The 15,774-nt window shown below is 60.5% G+C and carries 14 protein-coding genes, 5 tRNA genes and 1 pseudogene; 12 read left to right on the plus strand and 8 right to left on the minus strand.

Translation table 11 applies throughout. The features are described 5' to 3' along the window. Positions 1 to 39 precede the first annotated feature (39 nt). On the minus strand, positions 40 to 1,380 hold the full coding sequence (locus tag HJB89_RS17595) for a DUF2778 domain-containing protein (protein ID WP_221150289.1): 1,341 nt from the start codon (positions 1,378 to 1,380) through the stop codon (positions 40 to 42). Between the two features lie 207 nt (positions 1,381 to 1,587). After that, the gene (locus tag HJB89_RS17600; protein ID WP_409201827.1) at positions 1,588 to 3,435 is read right to left on the minus strand and encodes a PHA/PHB synthase family protein; all 1,848 of its coding nucleotides are present in this window, start codon (positions 3,433 to 3,435) and stop codon (positions 1,588 to 1,590) included. 149 nt (positions 3,436 to 3,584) lie between these two features. Here HJB89_RS17600 and HJB89_RS17605 point away from each other — a divergent pair, with 149 nt between their 5' ends. The 5 genes from HJB89_RS17605 (at position 3,585) to recJ (ending at position 9,116) form a co-directional block, all read left to right on the plus strand. After that, positions 3,585 to 3,998 carry a hypothetical protein gene (locus tag HJB89_RS17605; protein WP_207584009.1) on the plus strand — a complete coding sequence of 138 codons (414 nt, stop codon included), beginning with the start codon at positions 3,585 to 3,587 and terminating at the stop codon, positions 3,996 to 3,998. A gap of 220 nt (positions 3,999 to 4,218) precedes the next feature. Then, positions 4,219 to 5,436: an LL-diaminopimelate aminotransferase gene (locus tag HJB89_RS17610; RefSeq protein ID WP_207584010.1), complete on the plus strand. Its 1,218-nt coding sequence runs from the start codon at positions 4,219 to 4,221 to the stop codon at positions 5,434 to 5,436. A 61-nt stretch (positions 5,437 to 5,497) separates the two neighbouring features. After that, the gene (locus HJB89_RS17615; RefSeq protein WP_221150290.1) at positions 5,498 to 6,823 is read left to right on the plus strand and encodes a homoserine dehydrogenase; all 1,326 of its coding nucleotides are present in this window, start codon (positions 5,498 to 5,500) and stop codon (positions 6,821 to 6,823) included. Positions 6,824 to 6,984: 161 nt separating this feature from the next. Beyond that, positions 6,985 to 7,233: a hypothetical protein gene (locus HJB89_RS17620; protein WP_207584012.1), complete on the plus strand. Its 249-nt coding sequence runs from the start codon at positions 6,985 to 6,987 to the stop codon at positions 7,231 to 7,233. Between the two features lie 80 nt (positions 7,234 to 7,313). Then, a complete protein-coding gene (gene recJ / locus HJB89_RS17625) occupies positions 7,314 to 9,116 on the plus strand; it encodes a single-stranded-DNA-specific exonuclease RecJ (RefSeq protein WP_207584013.1) in 1,803 nt (600 codons plus the stop codon). Between the two features lie 48 nt (positions 9,117 to 9,164). Here the strand turns inward: recJ and HJB89_RS17630 are convergent. The 5 genes from HJB89_RS17630 to gloA form a co-directional block, all read right to left on the minus strand. Then, positions 9,165 to 9,239, minus strand: a tRNA-Glu gene (locus HJB89_RS17630). Positions 9,240 to 9,501: 262 nt separating this feature from the next. Beyond that, a tRNA-Glu gene (locus HJB89_RS17635) sits at positions 9,502 to 9,576 on the minus strand. 75 nt (positions 9,577 to 9,651) lie between these two features. Continuing rightward, positions 9,652 to 9,726, minus strand: a tRNA-Glu gene (locus HJB89_RS17640). A gap of 197 nt (positions 9,727 to 9,923) precedes the next feature. Continuing rightward, the gene (locus HJB89_RS17645) at positions 9,924 to 10,991 is read right to left on the minus strand and encodes a D-Ala-D-Ala carboxypeptidase family metallohydrolase (RefSeq protein WP_221116339.1); all 1,068 of its coding nucleotides are present in this window, start codon (positions 10,989 to 10,991) and stop codon (positions 9,924 to 9,926) included. 165 nt (positions 10,992 to 11,156) lie between these two features. Beyond that, positions 11,157 to 11,597: a lactoylglutathione lyase gene (gene gloA, locus HJB89_RS17650; RefSeq protein WP_003573436.1), complete on the minus strand. Its 441-nt coding sequence runs from the start codon at positions 11,595 to 11,597 to the stop codon at positions 11,157 to 11,159. A gap of 195 nt (positions 11,598 to 11,792) precedes the next feature. On the opposite strand from gloA, the gene HJB89_RS17655 reads away from it, so the two are divergent. Then, positions 11,793 to 12,371 carry a cold-shock protein gene (locus tag HJB89_RS17655; RefSeq protein ID WP_207584015.1) on the plus strand — a complete coding sequence of 193 codons (579 nt, stop codon included), beginning with the start codon at positions 11,793 to 11,795 and terminating at the stop codon, positions 12,369 to 12,371. 1 nt (position 12,372) lies between these two features. Then, positions 12,373 to 12,861: a DUF192 domain-containing protein gene (locus tag HJB89_RS17660; RefSeq protein ID WP_221150291.1), complete on the plus strand. Its 489-nt coding sequence runs from the start codon at positions 12,373 to 12,375 to the stop codon at positions 12,859 to 12,861. 70 nt (positions 12,862 to 12,931) lie between these two features. On the opposite strand, the gene HJB89_RS17665 is transcribed toward HJB89_RS17660, so the two are convergent. Next, positions 12,932 to 13,008: transfer RNA gene (locus HJB89_RS17665), tRNA-Pro, on the minus strand. A gap of 668 nt (positions 13,009 to 13,676) precedes the next feature. Here HJB89_RS17665 and HJB89_RS17670 point away from each other — a divergent pair. The 5 genes and pseudogenes from HJB89_RS17670 to HJB89_RS17690 form a co-directional block, all read left to right on the plus strand. Further along, complete coding sequence (locus HJB89_RS17670; RefSeq protein WP_221139609.1) at positions 13,677 to 13,982, plus strand: ETC complex I subunit; 306 nt, start codon at positions 13,677 to 13,679, stop codon at positions 13,980 to 13,982. Positions 13,983 to 14,039: 57 nt separating this feature from the next. Next, positions 14,040 to 14,116, plus strand: a tRNA-Arg gene (locus HJB89_RS17675). 91 nt (positions 14,117 to 14,207) lie between these two features. Then, on the plus strand, positions 14,208 to 14,798 hold the full coding sequence (locus HJB89_RS17680; protein ID WP_221150292.1) for an AAA family ATPase: 591 nt from the start codon (positions 14,208 to 14,210) through the stop codon (positions 14,796 to 14,798). Positions 14,799 to 14,902: 104 nt separating this feature from the next. Then, positions 14,903 to 15,496, plus strand: coding sequence for a shikimate kinase (locus tag HJB89_RS17685; RefSeq protein ID WP_207584060.1), 594 nt, complete (start codon positions 14,903 to 14,905; stop codon positions 15,494 to 15,496). Between the two features lie 73 nt (positions 15,497 to 15,569). Next, positions 15,570 to 15,686: pseudogene (locus HJB89_RS17690) on the plus strand (ATP-binding protein); the annotation flags it as partial. Positions 15,687 to 15,774: the final 88 nt, after the last annotated feature.

Consider the following 15,774-nt stretch of genomic DNA (forward strand, 5'->3'; position numbering starts at 1 on the left):
GCCCGCGGGCACGCCAGCGGCTGCGCGCTCTCCTATTGCTTAGCTGCGCGATGAAAACAGCGAGGCGAGCGTCGAAGCGGGCTTGTTGTTCAGCCGTGGCACCACCACGAGCTGCTTGATGTCACCGCGCTTGTAGGCGGCGAGGAAACGGCGGTAGTCCTTGAAGGAGACGCAGCCGTTGGAATCACCGTTTTTGCCGAGCATGTAGGTGTGGGCCAACAGGCCGACACGGTCATAGATGGCGTCCGCGCCTTCGAGCGGGGTCAGCCGCAGCGCCTCGACACCATGGAAAAGGCTCTCGCGCATGGTGAGGGCATAGGTGTGCGGCGGCGTCGGCCCGTGCATCTTCTTATTCACGAAACGCGGGTTGTCGCGCATCTTGCCGAGACCGGAATGGGCTTCCAGCCTCTCGCCGTTCGGCAGATAGACGGTGCTGTTCTCGATGTCGTAGATCGCCACACCGGCGCGCAGCTTCGGCGAGAAGACCGGCTTGTCGTAGCGTGGCACTGCATCGTCCTTGTCGTCCTCGATCGGCGAGTTTGGCTGGGCGTAGGCAAGTGCAGGTTCGCCGGCGCGCTGCGAACCCTTGGCGACCGGCGCCGGCTTGCCGATAAGGCCGTCGGGACGCGCCATCGGCAGCGGCACGGAGTCTTCGTCGGGCGTCAGCACCAGATCGAAAGGCGGCGCGTCGTCGGCGGCGGCAACGGCCACCGGTGCGGGTTCCGAGGCGGGAATTGCGGCGGTGCGGACCGGAGATGCTGATGGTTCGACCGGAGCCGGTGCGATCTGCCGGGATCCGGCATCGGCAAGTGCCAGAAGGGCCGGGAGTTCGGCAGCAGCAACGGCCTCCTTCGAGGGAATGATGACCCGGTCGCCGTCGTGTTCTTCCGTCGCTGCCGAGGCGACATCGACCGGCGCCTGCGAGATCACATCATCCTTGCGGAACTTGGCGCTGTCCGAAATTGCCGCCACGACTGGCTGCTCGGCAGCCATGACAAGCCGATTGTGTTTTGTAAGTGCCGCCAGTGCCGTTACGGCGGCGGCAGTCTTTTCGGCGTGGGATTGAATGAGGCTCGCCGTCAGCGGGATCTTCGGCTTCGCATCGAAGGCGGCCAGCCGGTCAGCCTTGCCGACATGGATCAGCCGCTCGTGGGGCGTCGCCGGTTTGGCCTTCGGCGCCGATGCCACCTGCGTGAATCTGTCGGGCGGAGAAACGGGCACGGCCACCGAGTGCATTGTCGCCAAGGTCGCGATCAACCATGTGGAGGTCAGAAATCCGGCGCCGACGACGCCGTAAAGAAAGCCGCGAGATCCGCGCAAACGAAAGGCAGATCCGCCAAGAGGGGTGACGTCATCGAACGTCCCGACCGCAAACGCCATACTACACTCGTCTTTCAAACTCGCTACGCAGGCCGGCGGCACTGACTGACTACACTTCGCCGGGGCCGGTATAGGCGCAAGTGGGCCGAATTTAGACCACTCGCGACTTCCGACTGTCTCGCAAGGATGACGAATTATGGTTTCTAATTTATTTACGCCGCGCCGCTGTTTCTCGCGACGTCTCAAAAAGAGATGCGCTGGGCCTTCTCAGGCGCGTTCCATCACATAACTTCCCGGGGCTTCTTCGATCGCATTCAGCGCATCGCCGCCCGGTTTGCGCGCTGGCACGCGCCTGCTGTCATGGGTCTCGATCCAGGTCTGCCAGTGCGGCCACCACGATCCAGGTGTCTCGGTTGCCCGCTCGAGCCAGGTCTCGTACTCGCCCTTGGCGGGGCCGCCCGTCCAGAATTGATATTTCTTCTTGTCGGGCGGGTTGACGACGCCGGAGATATGTCCCGAGCCGGTGACGACGAATTCCACCTTGCCGCCGAAAAACTGGCTGCCGAGAAAGACGGACTTCGCAGGCGCTATGTGATCCTCGCGGGTGGCGAGATTATAGATCGGGATCTTGACGTCCTTCAGCGACACCGGCTTGCCGTCGAGGACCATCTCGTTCTGCGTCAGCGCATTCCTCAAATAGCAATTGCGCAGGTAGAAGGCATGGTTTGCCGCCGCCATGCGGGTCGAATCGGCGTTCCAGAACAACAGGTCGAAGGGCAGGGGATCCTGGCCCTTGAGGTAGTTGTTGACGAAATAAGGCCAGATCAGCTCGGAAGCCCGCAGCATGTTGAAGGCCATCGACATCTTCGAGCCGTCGAGATAGCCGGCCGCCTGCATATGCTCCTCAAGCGCTGTCAGCTGCTCCTCGTCGACGAAGACCTTGAGATCGCCGGCATGGGTGAAATCGACCTGGGTGGTAAAGAGCGTCGCAGTCTTGATGCGCTTGTTCTTCTCCTTGGCATGCAGCGCCAGCGTTGCCGCTAGCAGCGTGCCGCCGACGCAGTAGCCGACGGCGTTGACGTCCTTTTCGCCGGTCGCCTTCTCGATCGTCTCGAGCGCGAAATCGATGCCCTCGCGGGCATAGGACGTCCAGTCCTTATCGGCGTGGCGCGCATCCGGGTTGACCCAGGAAATGACGAAGGCGGTCTGACCCTGGTCGACACACCATTTGATGAAGGATTTCTGCGGATTGAGATCGAGAATATAAAACTTGTTGATCCAGGGCGGGCAGATCAGCAGCGGCCGCTTCAGCACCGTTTCGGTCGAAGCCTCGTACTGGATGATCTGGCAGATGTCGTTTTGGGCGATCACCTTGCCCGGTGTCAGCGCCATGTCGCGGCCGACGACGAATTTCGTCATGTCGGTCTGGCGAAGGCGAAGATCGCCGTTTCCGGCAGCGATGTCCTCGGCAAGCATCTTCATCCCCCGCACCAGGTTTTCGCCGCTGGTTGCGATCGTCTCGCGGTAGAGCTGGGGATTGGTGGCGATGAAGTTGCTGGGCGAAAGTGCTGCCGTGATCTGCTTCACGTAGAAGCCGGCCTTGTGCTTGGTGTGCTCGTCGAGTCCGTCGGTCTCCGACACCAGCTTTTCCGCCCAGTCGGTCGTAACGAAATAGACCTGGCGCAGAAAATCGAAAAACGGGTTCTTCTGCCAGTCTTCGTCGGAGAAGCGCTTGTCCTTGCGGGTGTCCGGCTCGGCATGCAGAGGCTCGCCCTGCATGTGCGTAGCTTGCATCCGCTGCATCGAGCGCATCCAGATGCCGAAGAACGAGGACATCAGCTGCGTCTGCGCCTCGAAGGTGCGGCGGGGATCGGCAATCCAGTATTCGGTGACCTTGGAAAGCGTCTTGACCATGTCGGTCATCGGATCGACGGCGGTTTGGCTGATCTCGCCGCGTTCGCGCGGCGCAAGCCAGGCCGAGGCGGCCTGTCCGAGATTTTCGAGCGCCCGGGCGAAATTCATCGCCATGGTCTCGGGATCCTTCAACAGATAGGGATCGAGATCGGTCGCATCGAAACCGGCTTTGCCGCCATTCTCCCGCTTGCTGTCGGTCACCATTTCCTCCGGCGGCAGCACTGTTTTTATCCAATCGTTGTACATCGTGATTGAACGAGAAAACAAGTTCCACCCGCGCCGGCTCATGCTATTGCTTTGTGGCTGCGACAAATTTAACAGTCGACGCAGTCAGAACTGGATTTTGAGGCATGACGAAGAACGGCATTCGGCGCATCGCAACCTTCAACCGCACCGCATTGATCTGCGCCGCGGCGGCGATGGCTCTTGCCGGATGCAATCTGACGGCTGAGCAGAAGGCCGCAGCCGCCGCCAAGCGAGCGGCGCCAACCGCCGTCGTCATGCCGGCCACCAAGGGCGATGCGGTCGAAGGCGGCCTGGCAAAGTCGCCGGACGGCTATCCGAATTTCGGCGCGCCGCTGACGGCCGCCAACGTCCAGATGAGTGACGAGCAGGCGGCCGAACTGCAGCATCAGTTGACCGCACTCGCCGCCCGGCGCAAGGCCGGCACGATTTCGGAGGCCGAATATCAGGCCAAGGCCGCGGAAATGCGCCGTCTCGCCGCCGAACACGGCCCGGAGACGCTCTCCGAAATCTCCAAATAGACCTTGCCTTTCAGGCAATTTGGACGCAAAGCCTTCCGGATGGATCGGAAGACAAGATTTTCCCGATAATGCGCGTTACGCGGCCTTTCCGTCAAAGATTTGCCGCGTGTTTTGGGTCTGATGAATGCGGCGCTGCGATTCTGAAGTTCGTGTCGCAGCCGCCGGGAGACGGAACGAACTTCGACTGCGGCCCGAAAACCGCCTTTCCATGGGGAATGAAATGGAAGAGTTTCACAAAGTCCGGCGTTTGCCGCCTTATGTTTTCGAACAGGTCAACCGTTTGAAGGCAAGCGCGCGAGCGGGCGGTGCCGATATCATCGATCTCGGCATGGGAAACCCCGACCTTCCCACTCCTCAGTCGATCGTCGACAAGCTGTGCGAAGTCGTGCAGGATCCGCGCACGCACCGTTATTCGTCTTCCAAGGGCATTCCCGGGCTGCGCCGCGCTCAGGCCGCTTATTATGCCCGCCGTTTCGGCGTCAAGCTCAACCCGGATACGCAAGTGGTCGCTACCTTGGGCTCCAAGGAAGGCTTTGCAAACATGGCGCAGGCGATCACCGCGCCGGGCGACGTCATCCTCTGCCCGAACCCGACCTATCCGATCCATGCCTTCGGCTTCCTGATGGCGGGCGGCGTCATCCGCTCCATGTCGGTGGAGCCGGACGAAAGCTTTTTCCCGCCGCTTGAGCGCGCGGTCCGGCATTCGATCCCGAAGCCCTTGGCGCTGATCCTCAACTACCCCTCGAACCCGACGGCCCTTGTCGCGACGCTCGATTTCTACAAAGACGTCATTGCCTTCGCCAAGAAGCACGACATCATCGTGCTCTCCGACCTTGCCTATTCGGAAATCTATTTCGACGGCGCCCCACCGCCGTCGGTTCTCGAAGTGCCGGGTGCAATGGATATGACGGTCGAGTTCACCTCGATGTCGAAGACATTCTCCATGCCCGGCTGGCGCATGGGCTTTGCCGTCGGCAACGAGCGGCTGATCGCGGCGCTCACCCGCGTCAAGTCCTATCTCGATTACGGCGCCTTCACGCCGATCCAGGTGGCGGCGACGCATGCGCTGAACGGCGACGGCTCCGACATTGCTGAGGTTCGCAATGTCTATAAACGTCGCCGCGACGTCATGGTCGAAAGCTTCGGCAAGGCCGGCTTCGACGTACCGCCGCCGGCTGCCACCATGTTCGCCTGGGCGAAGATCCCGGAAAAGTTCCGTCATCTCGGTTCGCTCGAGTTTTCCAAACTGCTGGTCGAGAAGGCTGACGTCGCCGTTGCCCCGGGCATCGGCTTCGGCGAACAGGGCGACGACTACGTTCGTCTGGCGCTTGTCGAGAATGAACACCGCATCCGCCAGGCTGCGCGCAACATCAAGAAGTTCATGTCGACGGCAGACGAAACGATGCACAACGTCATTTCGCTGAACGCGCACCGCTAATCCAACTCTAAGGCAGCCGCGTCCCGCGGCTGCCGCCACACAGATATTTCAGGATAAATCTATGGCAGATGCCCTCAAAATCGGCATTGCGGGCTTGGGCACCGTCGGCGCCGCGCTAGTCCGCATCATCCAGCAGAAGAGCAACGAGCTTGCCGTCACCTGCGGGCGTCCGATCACCATTACCGCGGTTTCCGCGCGTGACAGGGCGAGGGACCGCGGCATCGATCTTGCCACTGTCACCTGGTTCGACCGGCCGGAAGAGCTTGCTGAAAAGGGCGATATCGACGTCTTCGTCGAGCTGATGGGCGGCGCCGAAGGGGCTGCCAACGTTTCCGTGCGCGCCGCACTCCAGCGTGGTCTCCATGTGGTGACAGCCAATAAGGCGCTGCTTGCCTATCACGGCGTCGAGCTCGCAACGATCGCCGAGGAGAAGGGCGCGTTGCTGAATTTCGAGGCGGCAGTCGCCGGCGGCATCCCCGTCATCAAGGCGCTGCGTGAATCGCTGACCGGGAATTCCGTCTCGCGCATCTATGGCATCATGAACGGCACCTGCAATTACATCCTGACCAAGATGGAGAAGGAGGGGCTTTCCTTCGCCGAGTGCCTGAAGGAAGCGCAGCGCCTCGGTTATGCCGAGGCCGATCCGGCCTTCGACATCGAGGGCAACGACACCGCCCACAAGCTGTCCATCCTGACGACGCTTGCCTTCGGCAATCGCATCGCCGCCGATGACATCTATCTCGAAGGCATCACCAACATCTCGATCGAGGATATCCACGCTGCCGCCGAGCTCGGTTATCGCATCAAGCTGCTGGGCGTTGCCCAGCGCACCGATACCGGCATCGAGCAACGCGTTCACCCGACCATGGTGCCGGTCGATTCGGTCATTGCCCAGGTCGACGGCGTCACCAATGCGGTGGCGATCGAATCCGACGTGCTCGGCGAACTGCTGATGGTCGGCCCCGGCGCCGGCGGCAATGCCACAGCCTCGTCTGTGCTCGGTGACATTGCCGATATCGCCAAAAGCCAGCCGGGCGCCCAGCGCGTGCCGGTGCTCGGCCATCCCGCAAAGGCGCTGGAACCCTACCGCAAGGCGCGGATGCAGAGCCACGAGGGCGGGTATTTCATCCGCCTGACCGTGCTCGACCGCACCGGCGTCTTTGCCAGCGTCGCAACCCGAATGGCCGAAAACAACATCTCGCTGGAATCGATCGTCCAACGCTCGAAGCAGCATCTGGCGCCGTCGCACCACCAGACGATCATTCTTGTCACCCATGCGACGATGGAAGAGTCGGTGCGCAAGGCCGTCGCCTCGATCAAGTCGGAAGGTTATCTCTTCGGCGAGCCGCAGGTGATTCGAATCGAGCGGCCGAAAGAGGACGGCTGAGCCCTCCCGATCGTGTGGACACCCGTTGAACCGCCCCGTCTCGACAGGGCGGTTTTTCTGTAATTTTTTCAACCTCCCCTTACGGAAGTCTATATTAACAAATACCGAAATATTGATATAATTAAACCGGAGATTGGTGAGTCGTCTGCGTGGAGAATTTCATGAGCAAGGACAGCCACGCCGGGAAAGGGTATGGCTGCCCGGGCGAGGTGCCGCCGGACCGTCCTGATATGCTTGAGGAAATGCTCAAGCCGACCTACCGTGAAATTCGTCAAGAGGCTCCTGATGAGCCTGACGGCGACGATGAGCAGACAGAAGGCCGCAACTGGGCCATTCTGCTAACGCTGTTTTCGGTCATGCTGGTGCAGCTGGGCGGCATCGCCGTGATCGTCTGGGCGGTGTTCTGGTAAAAATCCGTGTCTGCAAATCCATCGCTATGTTATCTCCGCTGCTTCTGTAGAAAGAGCAGATGAAGTCAGCGGAGTGTGGCATGGCAGATCTCGTTGATCCGGTACAGCGCGCGTTTCTCGGCGTGGAGAAATCCGCGCTCGACAATCGCTGGGTCGCGCGGCTCGACCAGGCCGGGCAGAACCGGGCGCTCGCCATGTCGCAGATCCACGGCCTGCCGGATCTGATCGCTCGCGTGCTGGCCGGGCGCGGCGTGACGGTGGACGAGGCGATCGAATTCCTCGATCCGACGATCCGCAGCCTGATGCCCGATCCCCATAGGCTGACCGATTGCGAAAAGGCGGCAACCCGCCTCCTGAGCGCCATCGAGCGCGGCGAGAGCGTTGCGATCTTCGGCGACTACGACGTCGACGGCGCGGCCTCCTCGGCGCTAATGTTTCGCTTCCTCAGCCATTTCGGCGTCAAGGCGAACATCTATATTCCCGACCGCGTCTTTGAAGGTTACGGCCCCAATCCGGCGGCGATCAACCAGTTGATCGACAACGGCGCCCGGTTGATCGTCACTGTCGATTGCGGCTCGACCAGCCACGAGGCGCTGGCCGCCGCCGCCGCCCGCAACATCGATGTCGTCGTCATCGATCACCACCAGGTGACACATGAGCTGCCGCCCTGCCATGCGCTCGTCAATCCGAACCGCGAGGACGATCTCTCGGGGCAGGGGCATCTTTGCGCCGCCGGTGTGGTCTTCATGGTGCTGGTCGCGACGCTGAGGCTGCTACGCGCCGCCGGCAACAAGCGCATCCTCGCGCTCGACCTCTTGCAATGGCTGGATATCGTCGCACTGGCGACGGTCTGCGATGTCGTACCGCTGAAGGGCCTCAACCGCGCCTATGTGGTGAAGGGGCTGGTCGCTGCCCGCCACCAGAGCAATGCCGGGCTTGCAGCCCTCTTCCGCAAGGCCGGGCTCGCAGGCCCGGTGACACCCTATCATTTCGGCTTCCTGATCGGCCCGCGCATCAATGCCGGCGGGCGGATCGGCGATGCGGCACTCGGAAGCCGGCTGCTGACGCTCGACGACGCCGGGGAGGCTGACGTGATCGCCCAGCGCCTCGACGAGCTCAACGGCGAGCGCCAGGCGATGGAGACCATCATGCTGCAGGAGGCGGAAGCCGAGGCGCTCGCCGAATATGGCGACGGCGAGGGCGCCTCCGTCATCGTCACCGCCCATGAGAAATGGCATCCCGGCATCGTCGGGCTGATCGCGGCGCGGCTGAAGGAAAAGTTCAAACGCCCCGCCTTTGCAATCGCATTCGATCCTTCCGGCCGCGGCACCGGCTCGGGCCGCTCCATCAACGGCTTCGACATGGGCAGGATGGTGCGGGCTGCCGTCGACGAGGGGATCCTCGTCAAGGGCGGAGGCCACGCCATGGCCGCCGGGTTGACGGTCGAGCGCGCCGATCTCGGCAGGCTGAGGACCTTCTTCACCGAGAAGTCGGCAAGGACTGTGGCGAACCTCGTCGCCAACGAGACGCTGAAGATCGACGGTGCGATCGGCGCCAGCGGCGCCACGCTCGAACTCATCGACCGCCTGGAGGCCGCCGGCCCATATGGCTCCGGCCATGCACAACCGCTCTTTGCCGTGCCGGCACATCGTGTGCGCGACGCGCGCTTGGTCGGCGAGAAACATGTAAAGGTGACGATGGAGGCAATGGACGGATCGCGGCTCGACGGCATCGCCTTCCGCGCCGCCGATACGCCACTTGGTAATCTTCTCCTCAACTCACGCGGCGCCAGCCTGCACGTGGTGGGTTCGCTGGGCGCCGAGCATTATCAAGGCGCCCGCCGCATCCAGCTGCGCGTCTGCGATGCTGCGCCGGCAAAATAAAACAGCCGCGCAAAAAAGCTGATGATGAGGAATTCGGAGGGAAGAAATTGGTACGCCCTAGGGGAGTCGAACCCCTCTTCCCAGAATGAAAATCTGGTGTCCTAACCGATAGACGAAGGGCGCTTCCTTCGTGGTGGCGCCCTTATAGTCAGCACCTTCAAAAGCCGCAAGCGCCAAGACGCGAAAAAATCATCGTTTTCGCCGATTTTTTTGCTCCTGTGGAAAAACGTGGCGGGGGGAGGCGATGCAGCCAAAACAGCGCGATCAAGCTCCAAGGATAACCGTTAAATGCAATCCCTGAGATATCGTCTCCGCAACTTCTCCGGTGAGTCGCAGGGGTAGACAAACAAGTGCTTGGTCAAACGCAGGCATTTTTGTCCGATGTTGGTACGCCCTAGGGGAGTCGAACCCCTCTTTACAGAATGAGAATCTGTCGTCCTAACCGATAGACGAAGGGCGCAGGCCGGCTCCGTTAAAATAGGACCGCGCGCAGACTTCTGCAAGCGGATGCGACGGCTTCAATATGGAGAGAAAGTGGTACGCCCTAGGGGAGTCGAACCCCTCTTCCCAGAATGAAAATCTGGTGTCCTAACCGATAGACGAAGGGCGCTTCCTTCGTGGTGGCGCCCTTATAGTCAGGCGTTTTGAATCCCGCAAGCGGCAATTCGGTTTTCTTTCAAAAAAATGACAGGAAATCCGAGTGCGTTCGAAGAGCTGATTATTAAAGCTGAATCAATAGGCTGCCAGTTGTTTCTTTAACAAGACGAGGCGGCGCTTTCGTACCGTCATGCGAAAAATGCGCGGTCGTCAGATCGCTCTTGCGGTCGCCGTCGGCGCGCGTTTGCCGCCGCAGCCCCAGTTCCAGTCGCGGGTTTTGCCGGTATCGAGATGGACCGAATCCGTGTGGCAATAGGTGCCGACACCGCCGCGGTTCGGCAGCGAGCGAATATAGGCGGCGATATCCGATTTCGTCACGCCGTCGATCTGGATGTCGGCCGCCTCGCAGCTCTTGTGCATCGATTCGTCGGCGCCGCCGACCAGGCGGTTATGCTCTTCGTCGCGATAACCTGAAGTGACGATAACAGGGCGGCCGAAATGGCTTTCGACCGTCTTGATCACACTCAGCAGCTCGGGCTTGAAGCAGCTGACCTCGACCTTGTCGTTCTGGAGATGCAGCCCGTTCGGCGCGATGCGCGTCATGCCGGGCAGGGCAGCCTTGTGCAAAAGGCCGGAAAGGCTGCCGAGCAGGTTCTGCTTCGGCGCGCTGTAGAGCGCGTTCATCGTCGTGGCCGGACTGCCGTCTGTCGCCAACGACGCCGTTTGACCGGGTGCAGGCTGGGTGCTGCCATTCTGCGAGGATTGCTGGGGCAGCACCGGCTCCGCCGGTTGTGCCGATGCAGGCGGCTGGCTGTAGACGCTGCTTCTTGCGGGTACTGCACCTTGAACCGGCGCATAGGCCTCCGGCTGAATGACGGTGGACGTGCCGTTGTTCTGCGGCGCCGGCTGATGATCCGAAAAGATGCTCATCGCCTGCGCGTTGATCCTGGTCGATTGCAGCACGAGCCCGCCGATATTGGCAGGTGCTGCCGTCGCCGGATCGGCCGGCGGGACGGCGGCATTCGGACCCTCAGCGACGACCTGCGGCGCGGCTTGGGCGCCGGAGACGTTGACGAGCCGGGGGTCCGAGTACATTGAGCGTGGGGCATTTTTTGCAGGCGCTGCCTGAGCAAGCTGCGGTACCGCGGCTTGCTCCGCTGGAACCGCTGCCGCAGAGTCGAGCGCCTTCTTGTCTGACGCACAGCCGGACAGCGCCAGCACCGAAGTGGCGATCAGCAAAGCGCCCGTCAGGGGCATCCGCATCTCAATGTTACGCAAGCGACAGTCTCCAGTTGATGCGGAAAACGGGCGAAAACCGCCATCTTCCGCTTCGAGTCATCAGGAGATTGCCTGCGGGGCCGGATCGCGGCAAGCGTCAAGGCGCCGGCCGGATCCGAAATCGCAAAAGCCGCAAGCTTCGCAAAAGCCTTGCGGCGAAAAGCCTTACCAGGCGCCGGTATTGCCCATCGAGGCCCAGGGTTCGGCGGCGGCAAGCGGGCTGCCCTTCTGCAGGATTTCGATCGAGATGCCGTCGGGCGAGCGGACGAAGGCCATGTTCCCGTCGCGCGGCGGCCGGTTGATGGTGATGCCGTTGTCCATCAGATTCTGGCAGGTTGCGTAAATATCGTCGACCTCATAGGCGAGGTGGCCGAAATTGCGTCCTCCGCTATAATCTTCCGTGTCCCAGTTGTAGGTAAGCTCGAGGCAGGGAGCCTTTTCGCTGCGTGCACGGTCGAGATCGTCGCGAGCCGCCAGGAAAACCAGGGTGAAGCGACCCTTCTCGTTTTCGTGGCGGCGAATCTCCTCCAGCCCGAACAGCGTGGTGTAAAAAGCGAGCGAGGCGTCCAGGTCTTTGACGCGTACCATTGTGTGAAGATAACGCATTCTATCTACTCCTTTATTGGGGCTGGTCTTTTTCGGCGAGCTGAGGTCAGCTTCGGGCAAGTCATCTTTGGAAAATGTGCAGTTGGGAATAACCGAAAACTAGGACTTGCGCTTATCCGTTACCAAGATGTTAATCTTGATTTCAAGAATCAGTTAACCGTAACAGTGTGACGCGTATTCGAGGGGCTGGCGACAATGGCTGATAGGATTTCATCGAACGAATACTCCGACCTCGACGAGCTATCGGGAGAGGCGGTCGATCTTGTTGAAATCACCGGCGTCGTCAAGTGGTTTGACGTCGCCAAGGGTTTCGGCTTCATCGTGCCCGACAACGGCATACAGGATGTCCTCCTGCACGTGACCTGCCTGCGGCGCGACGGTTACCAGACGATCCTCGAGGGAACGCGCATCGTCGCCCTCATCCAGCGCCGCGAGCGCGGCTACCAAGCGTTCAAGATCCTTTCGATGGACCAGTCGACCGCGGTTCACCCCTCGCAACTGCCGCCGGTGCGCACACATGTGCAGGTCACCGCGACGAGCGGGCTCGAGCGGGCGCTGGTCAAATGGTTCAACCGCACCAAGGGCTTCGGCTTCCTGACGCGTGGCGAGGGCACGGAAGATATCTTCGTGCACATGGAAACGCTTCGCCGCTTCGGCCTGACGGAGCTGCGCCCCGGCCAGGTGGTGCTCGTCCGCTTCGGTGACGGCGAGAAGGGCCTGATGGCTGCAGAGATCCATCCTGACGTTCCGAGCCCGGCCAGCCGGTCGCACTGATATGCGCGGTCTTGTCGTTCTTCATGCCATCAGAAGCGCCATCCTGGCGCTTTTTTTCATGCTTGCCCTGCCGGCTCTGGCCGAGGAGCAGGTAGGCTTCGACAAGGAGCCGCTGCTCATCCAGACCGCTGCGGGCAAGGTGCTGCATTTCACCGTCGAGATCGCCTCGACCCCCGATCAGCGCGCCTACGGATTGATGTTTCGGAAAGTGATGGCCGATGATGCCGGCATGATCTTCGATTTCGACGAACCGCGGCGCGTCACCATGTGGATGGAAAACACCATCCTGCCGCTCGACATGCTTTTTGCCGACGACACCGGCACGATCCGCCACATCAAGGAAAAGGCAGTGCCTTATTCGCGCGACATCATCGATTCGATGGGCGAGGTGAAATACGTCGTCGAACTCAATGCCGGCATCGCCAGCAAATTCGGAATCAAGCCGGGCGACAGGATCGTCAGCGCCACGACGACGAAGAAGGCGAAGTGACGGCGCGCACGCCCCGACAATACGGGCCATAATGCGGCCGTCAAAAAATCAAGAATATCAGGATATTGAATGGTCGGAGTGGAGAGATTCGAACTCCCGACCCTCTGGTCCCAAACCAGATGCGCTACCAGACTGCGCTACACTCCGTGCCGTGGGCGGGGAGATACACGGTTCACTTCGCCGTCGCAACCCATAAATCCAGTTCTGGCCGAAGATTCCCGCCTGATATTGGATGCATACAGAAAAATCGGGATGGGCCGCCCGTCTGCCTTGCCGGCTGCGTTGGGTGTCAGGAGAAGGCCGCCTCAACCGTGTTCGAGCAGGCCGATATACTGGGCGTAGCTGATGGCAACGTAAAAGAAAGCCGTAATGACAGCCCCTATCACAATGGCATTGAACTCCGCCGAACGTCTGATCATGAGTGCAAATCCACTGACATCAATTGCGCCGCAAACTAGTGCCGAGGCATGGCCGCGGCAATCATGTTGTAATCACAAGATGAGACAGGCGGTAATATCGCGCAACCGGCAGGCTCCTCGGGCTTCAAGCGGCGGCCGACACCGGGAGAATATCCGCTGCTGGCCTCGCCGATCTCCATGTTTCCGCAGCATCGCCTCATCATCGGGATGCGACCGACAGCGTCGTCGCACACCGCCTTTTTTCTTGAAAAGCCAGGGATTCGCGGATAAGCAAAATTCATCTCTTTGCGCTATCTCTAGCGACGAAGCAAAAGGCCCGGCAACGGGATTGAGACGGCAACGGGATTGAGACCATGAAAGGCGGGCGCAGCCCGCATAGTCGGAGACGCCGCAGTCATGTCTGCCAAGATCTATCGTCCAGCCAAGACCGCCATGCAGTCCGGCAAGGCCAAGACCAATCTCTGGGTGCTTGAATTCGATCAGGAGTCGCCGCGCAAGATCGATCCGATCATGGGCTACACCTCTTCCGGCGATATGCGCCAGCAGGTGAAACTCACCTTCGAAACACAGGAACTGGCCGAAGCCTACGCCCAGCGCAACGGCATCGAATACCGCGTGATCGCACCGAAGGACCCGGTCCGCCAGGTCGTCGCCTATCCGGATAATTTCCGCTATACCCGTACACAGCCCTGGACGCATTGAGATTTCTCGTCCAGAACTGCCGCATTCAGTCGCGCTCCTTGAACGCGACCGCCGGACGGCCCCTTAGCTCAGCTGGATAGAGCACCTGCCTTCTAAGCAGGTTGTCGCAGGTTCGATTCCTGCAGGGGTCGCCACCATTTGACTGTCCATACCGAATTCACATTCAGTCGGAATGCCGTTCGCCAATAGACTGAATGGCTTCTGAAAACGACGGTGTCGCGAAACATGGGTATTCGCATAGTGCTGATAGGCTTCCCGGGAGTTGGGAAGCTGACCATTGCAAAAGAGTTGAGCGCAATCGTTTCGGCAAAGATTGTCGACAACCACTGGATCAATAATCCGATACTGCGCCTGCTGGATGAGGATGGAACGGCGGCGCTTCCAAACGGAGTATGGGAGTTCACAGGTCGAGTTCGGCAAGCCGTCCTTGACGCAATCACCGCTTATACGCCGTCCGCCAATTTCATTTTCACCCATGCCGGCCTTGCGGGTGACGAGAGAAGCCTTCGTACCTTTCGACAGATCGCCAATGCCGCTGAAGCGTGTGAGACGGTTCTGGTGCCGGTGCGATTGCTTTGTGATGAAGAGGAATTGGCTCGCCGCGTTTCGAAACCAGAGCGACGCGACAAGTTGAAGTCCACCGACGTGGCAGCCTCAAGGCATCGCAGCCGGAGGGCTCGGGTTTTCGAGCCGCTCCATCCAAACACATTGACCCTCGACGTCACTTCCGCATCACCGGAAAAAACCGCCACCGTAATCCACGATCATATTTTGAAGGTTCTCGGCGACTGTCAGCCTGAAAATTCCTTGGAGTGATTTTTTTGGCGCTACGCTCGTCGAGACGTTGAAGACGGGGAGGTGAGTCGTGCTGAAACGCTATTACTGTTGGCTGGAATGGCGGCAATTGGAGGCTGAGGCCGATGGCGCAAATTCACATCGAGGTTCGCAGGCCGTGGCGGCCATGTGAGGCCATTTTCCTTCTAGGACCTGGCGGCGTCGGAAAATCCACCCTTGGCCGGCAACTCGCAGAGAAGCTCGGCTGCGGGCTTATCGACCTCGATCTGGAATTCTGCGAGCGTCTGGAGACAATCGGGACGTTCATTGCTTCCCACGGCTATGAGCGTTACCGCGCGGAAAACCTGGCGCTCGCGAAGCTTCCGGCGATGACAAATCCGGCGCCGCATATCTTTGTCACGCCGTCGGGATTCCTGGCCGCACAAGCAGGCACCTATGATTACGGCGAAGCCCGAAGATTGGTTTCCACCGGCTATGGCATCGTCTTGCTGCCGTCTTTGGACATTGAGGTCGCGACCGCGGTTGTTGTTGAACGCCAACTGAAACGAGGGTTTGGCTTTCAACATGCGACAGAAGATCGTAAGTTTAGGGAGCGCTTTCCCATATATCTCAAGGAAGGGAACGCGCTGGTGGCATCCATGGAGCGTCCGGCCGACGTAGCGGATGCTGTTATTCGCTCTATTGCCTTTTCCTCGGCAGTCGCCGGCTTGCAAGCCTGACGCCGCAAGCCGGCGCAATCTGTTTAGCACCCTGAAGAATTTTGATCAGCTTCGGAGTGGGCCGATGGCGTTTGGATCCGAGCACCTGACCAGCGCTCTGCTGGACCGCATCACCCGCCACGTCAACATCCTCGAGATGGACGGCGACAGCTATCGCCTCACGCAAAGCCAGGCCCGAAAGGCCGGCTGACACCCGTCGAAAAATCGCAGCGCGCGGATGAGACCGTCGCTCGGGCTACGCCCTCCCGACGGTCTCATCCGCGCGCCATTGTTAGCAC

This window comes from Rhizobium sp. NZLR8, from assembly GCF_019685025.1.
GTDB lineage: Bacteria > Pseudomonadota > Alphaproteobacteria > Rhizobiales > Rhizobiaceae > Rhizobium.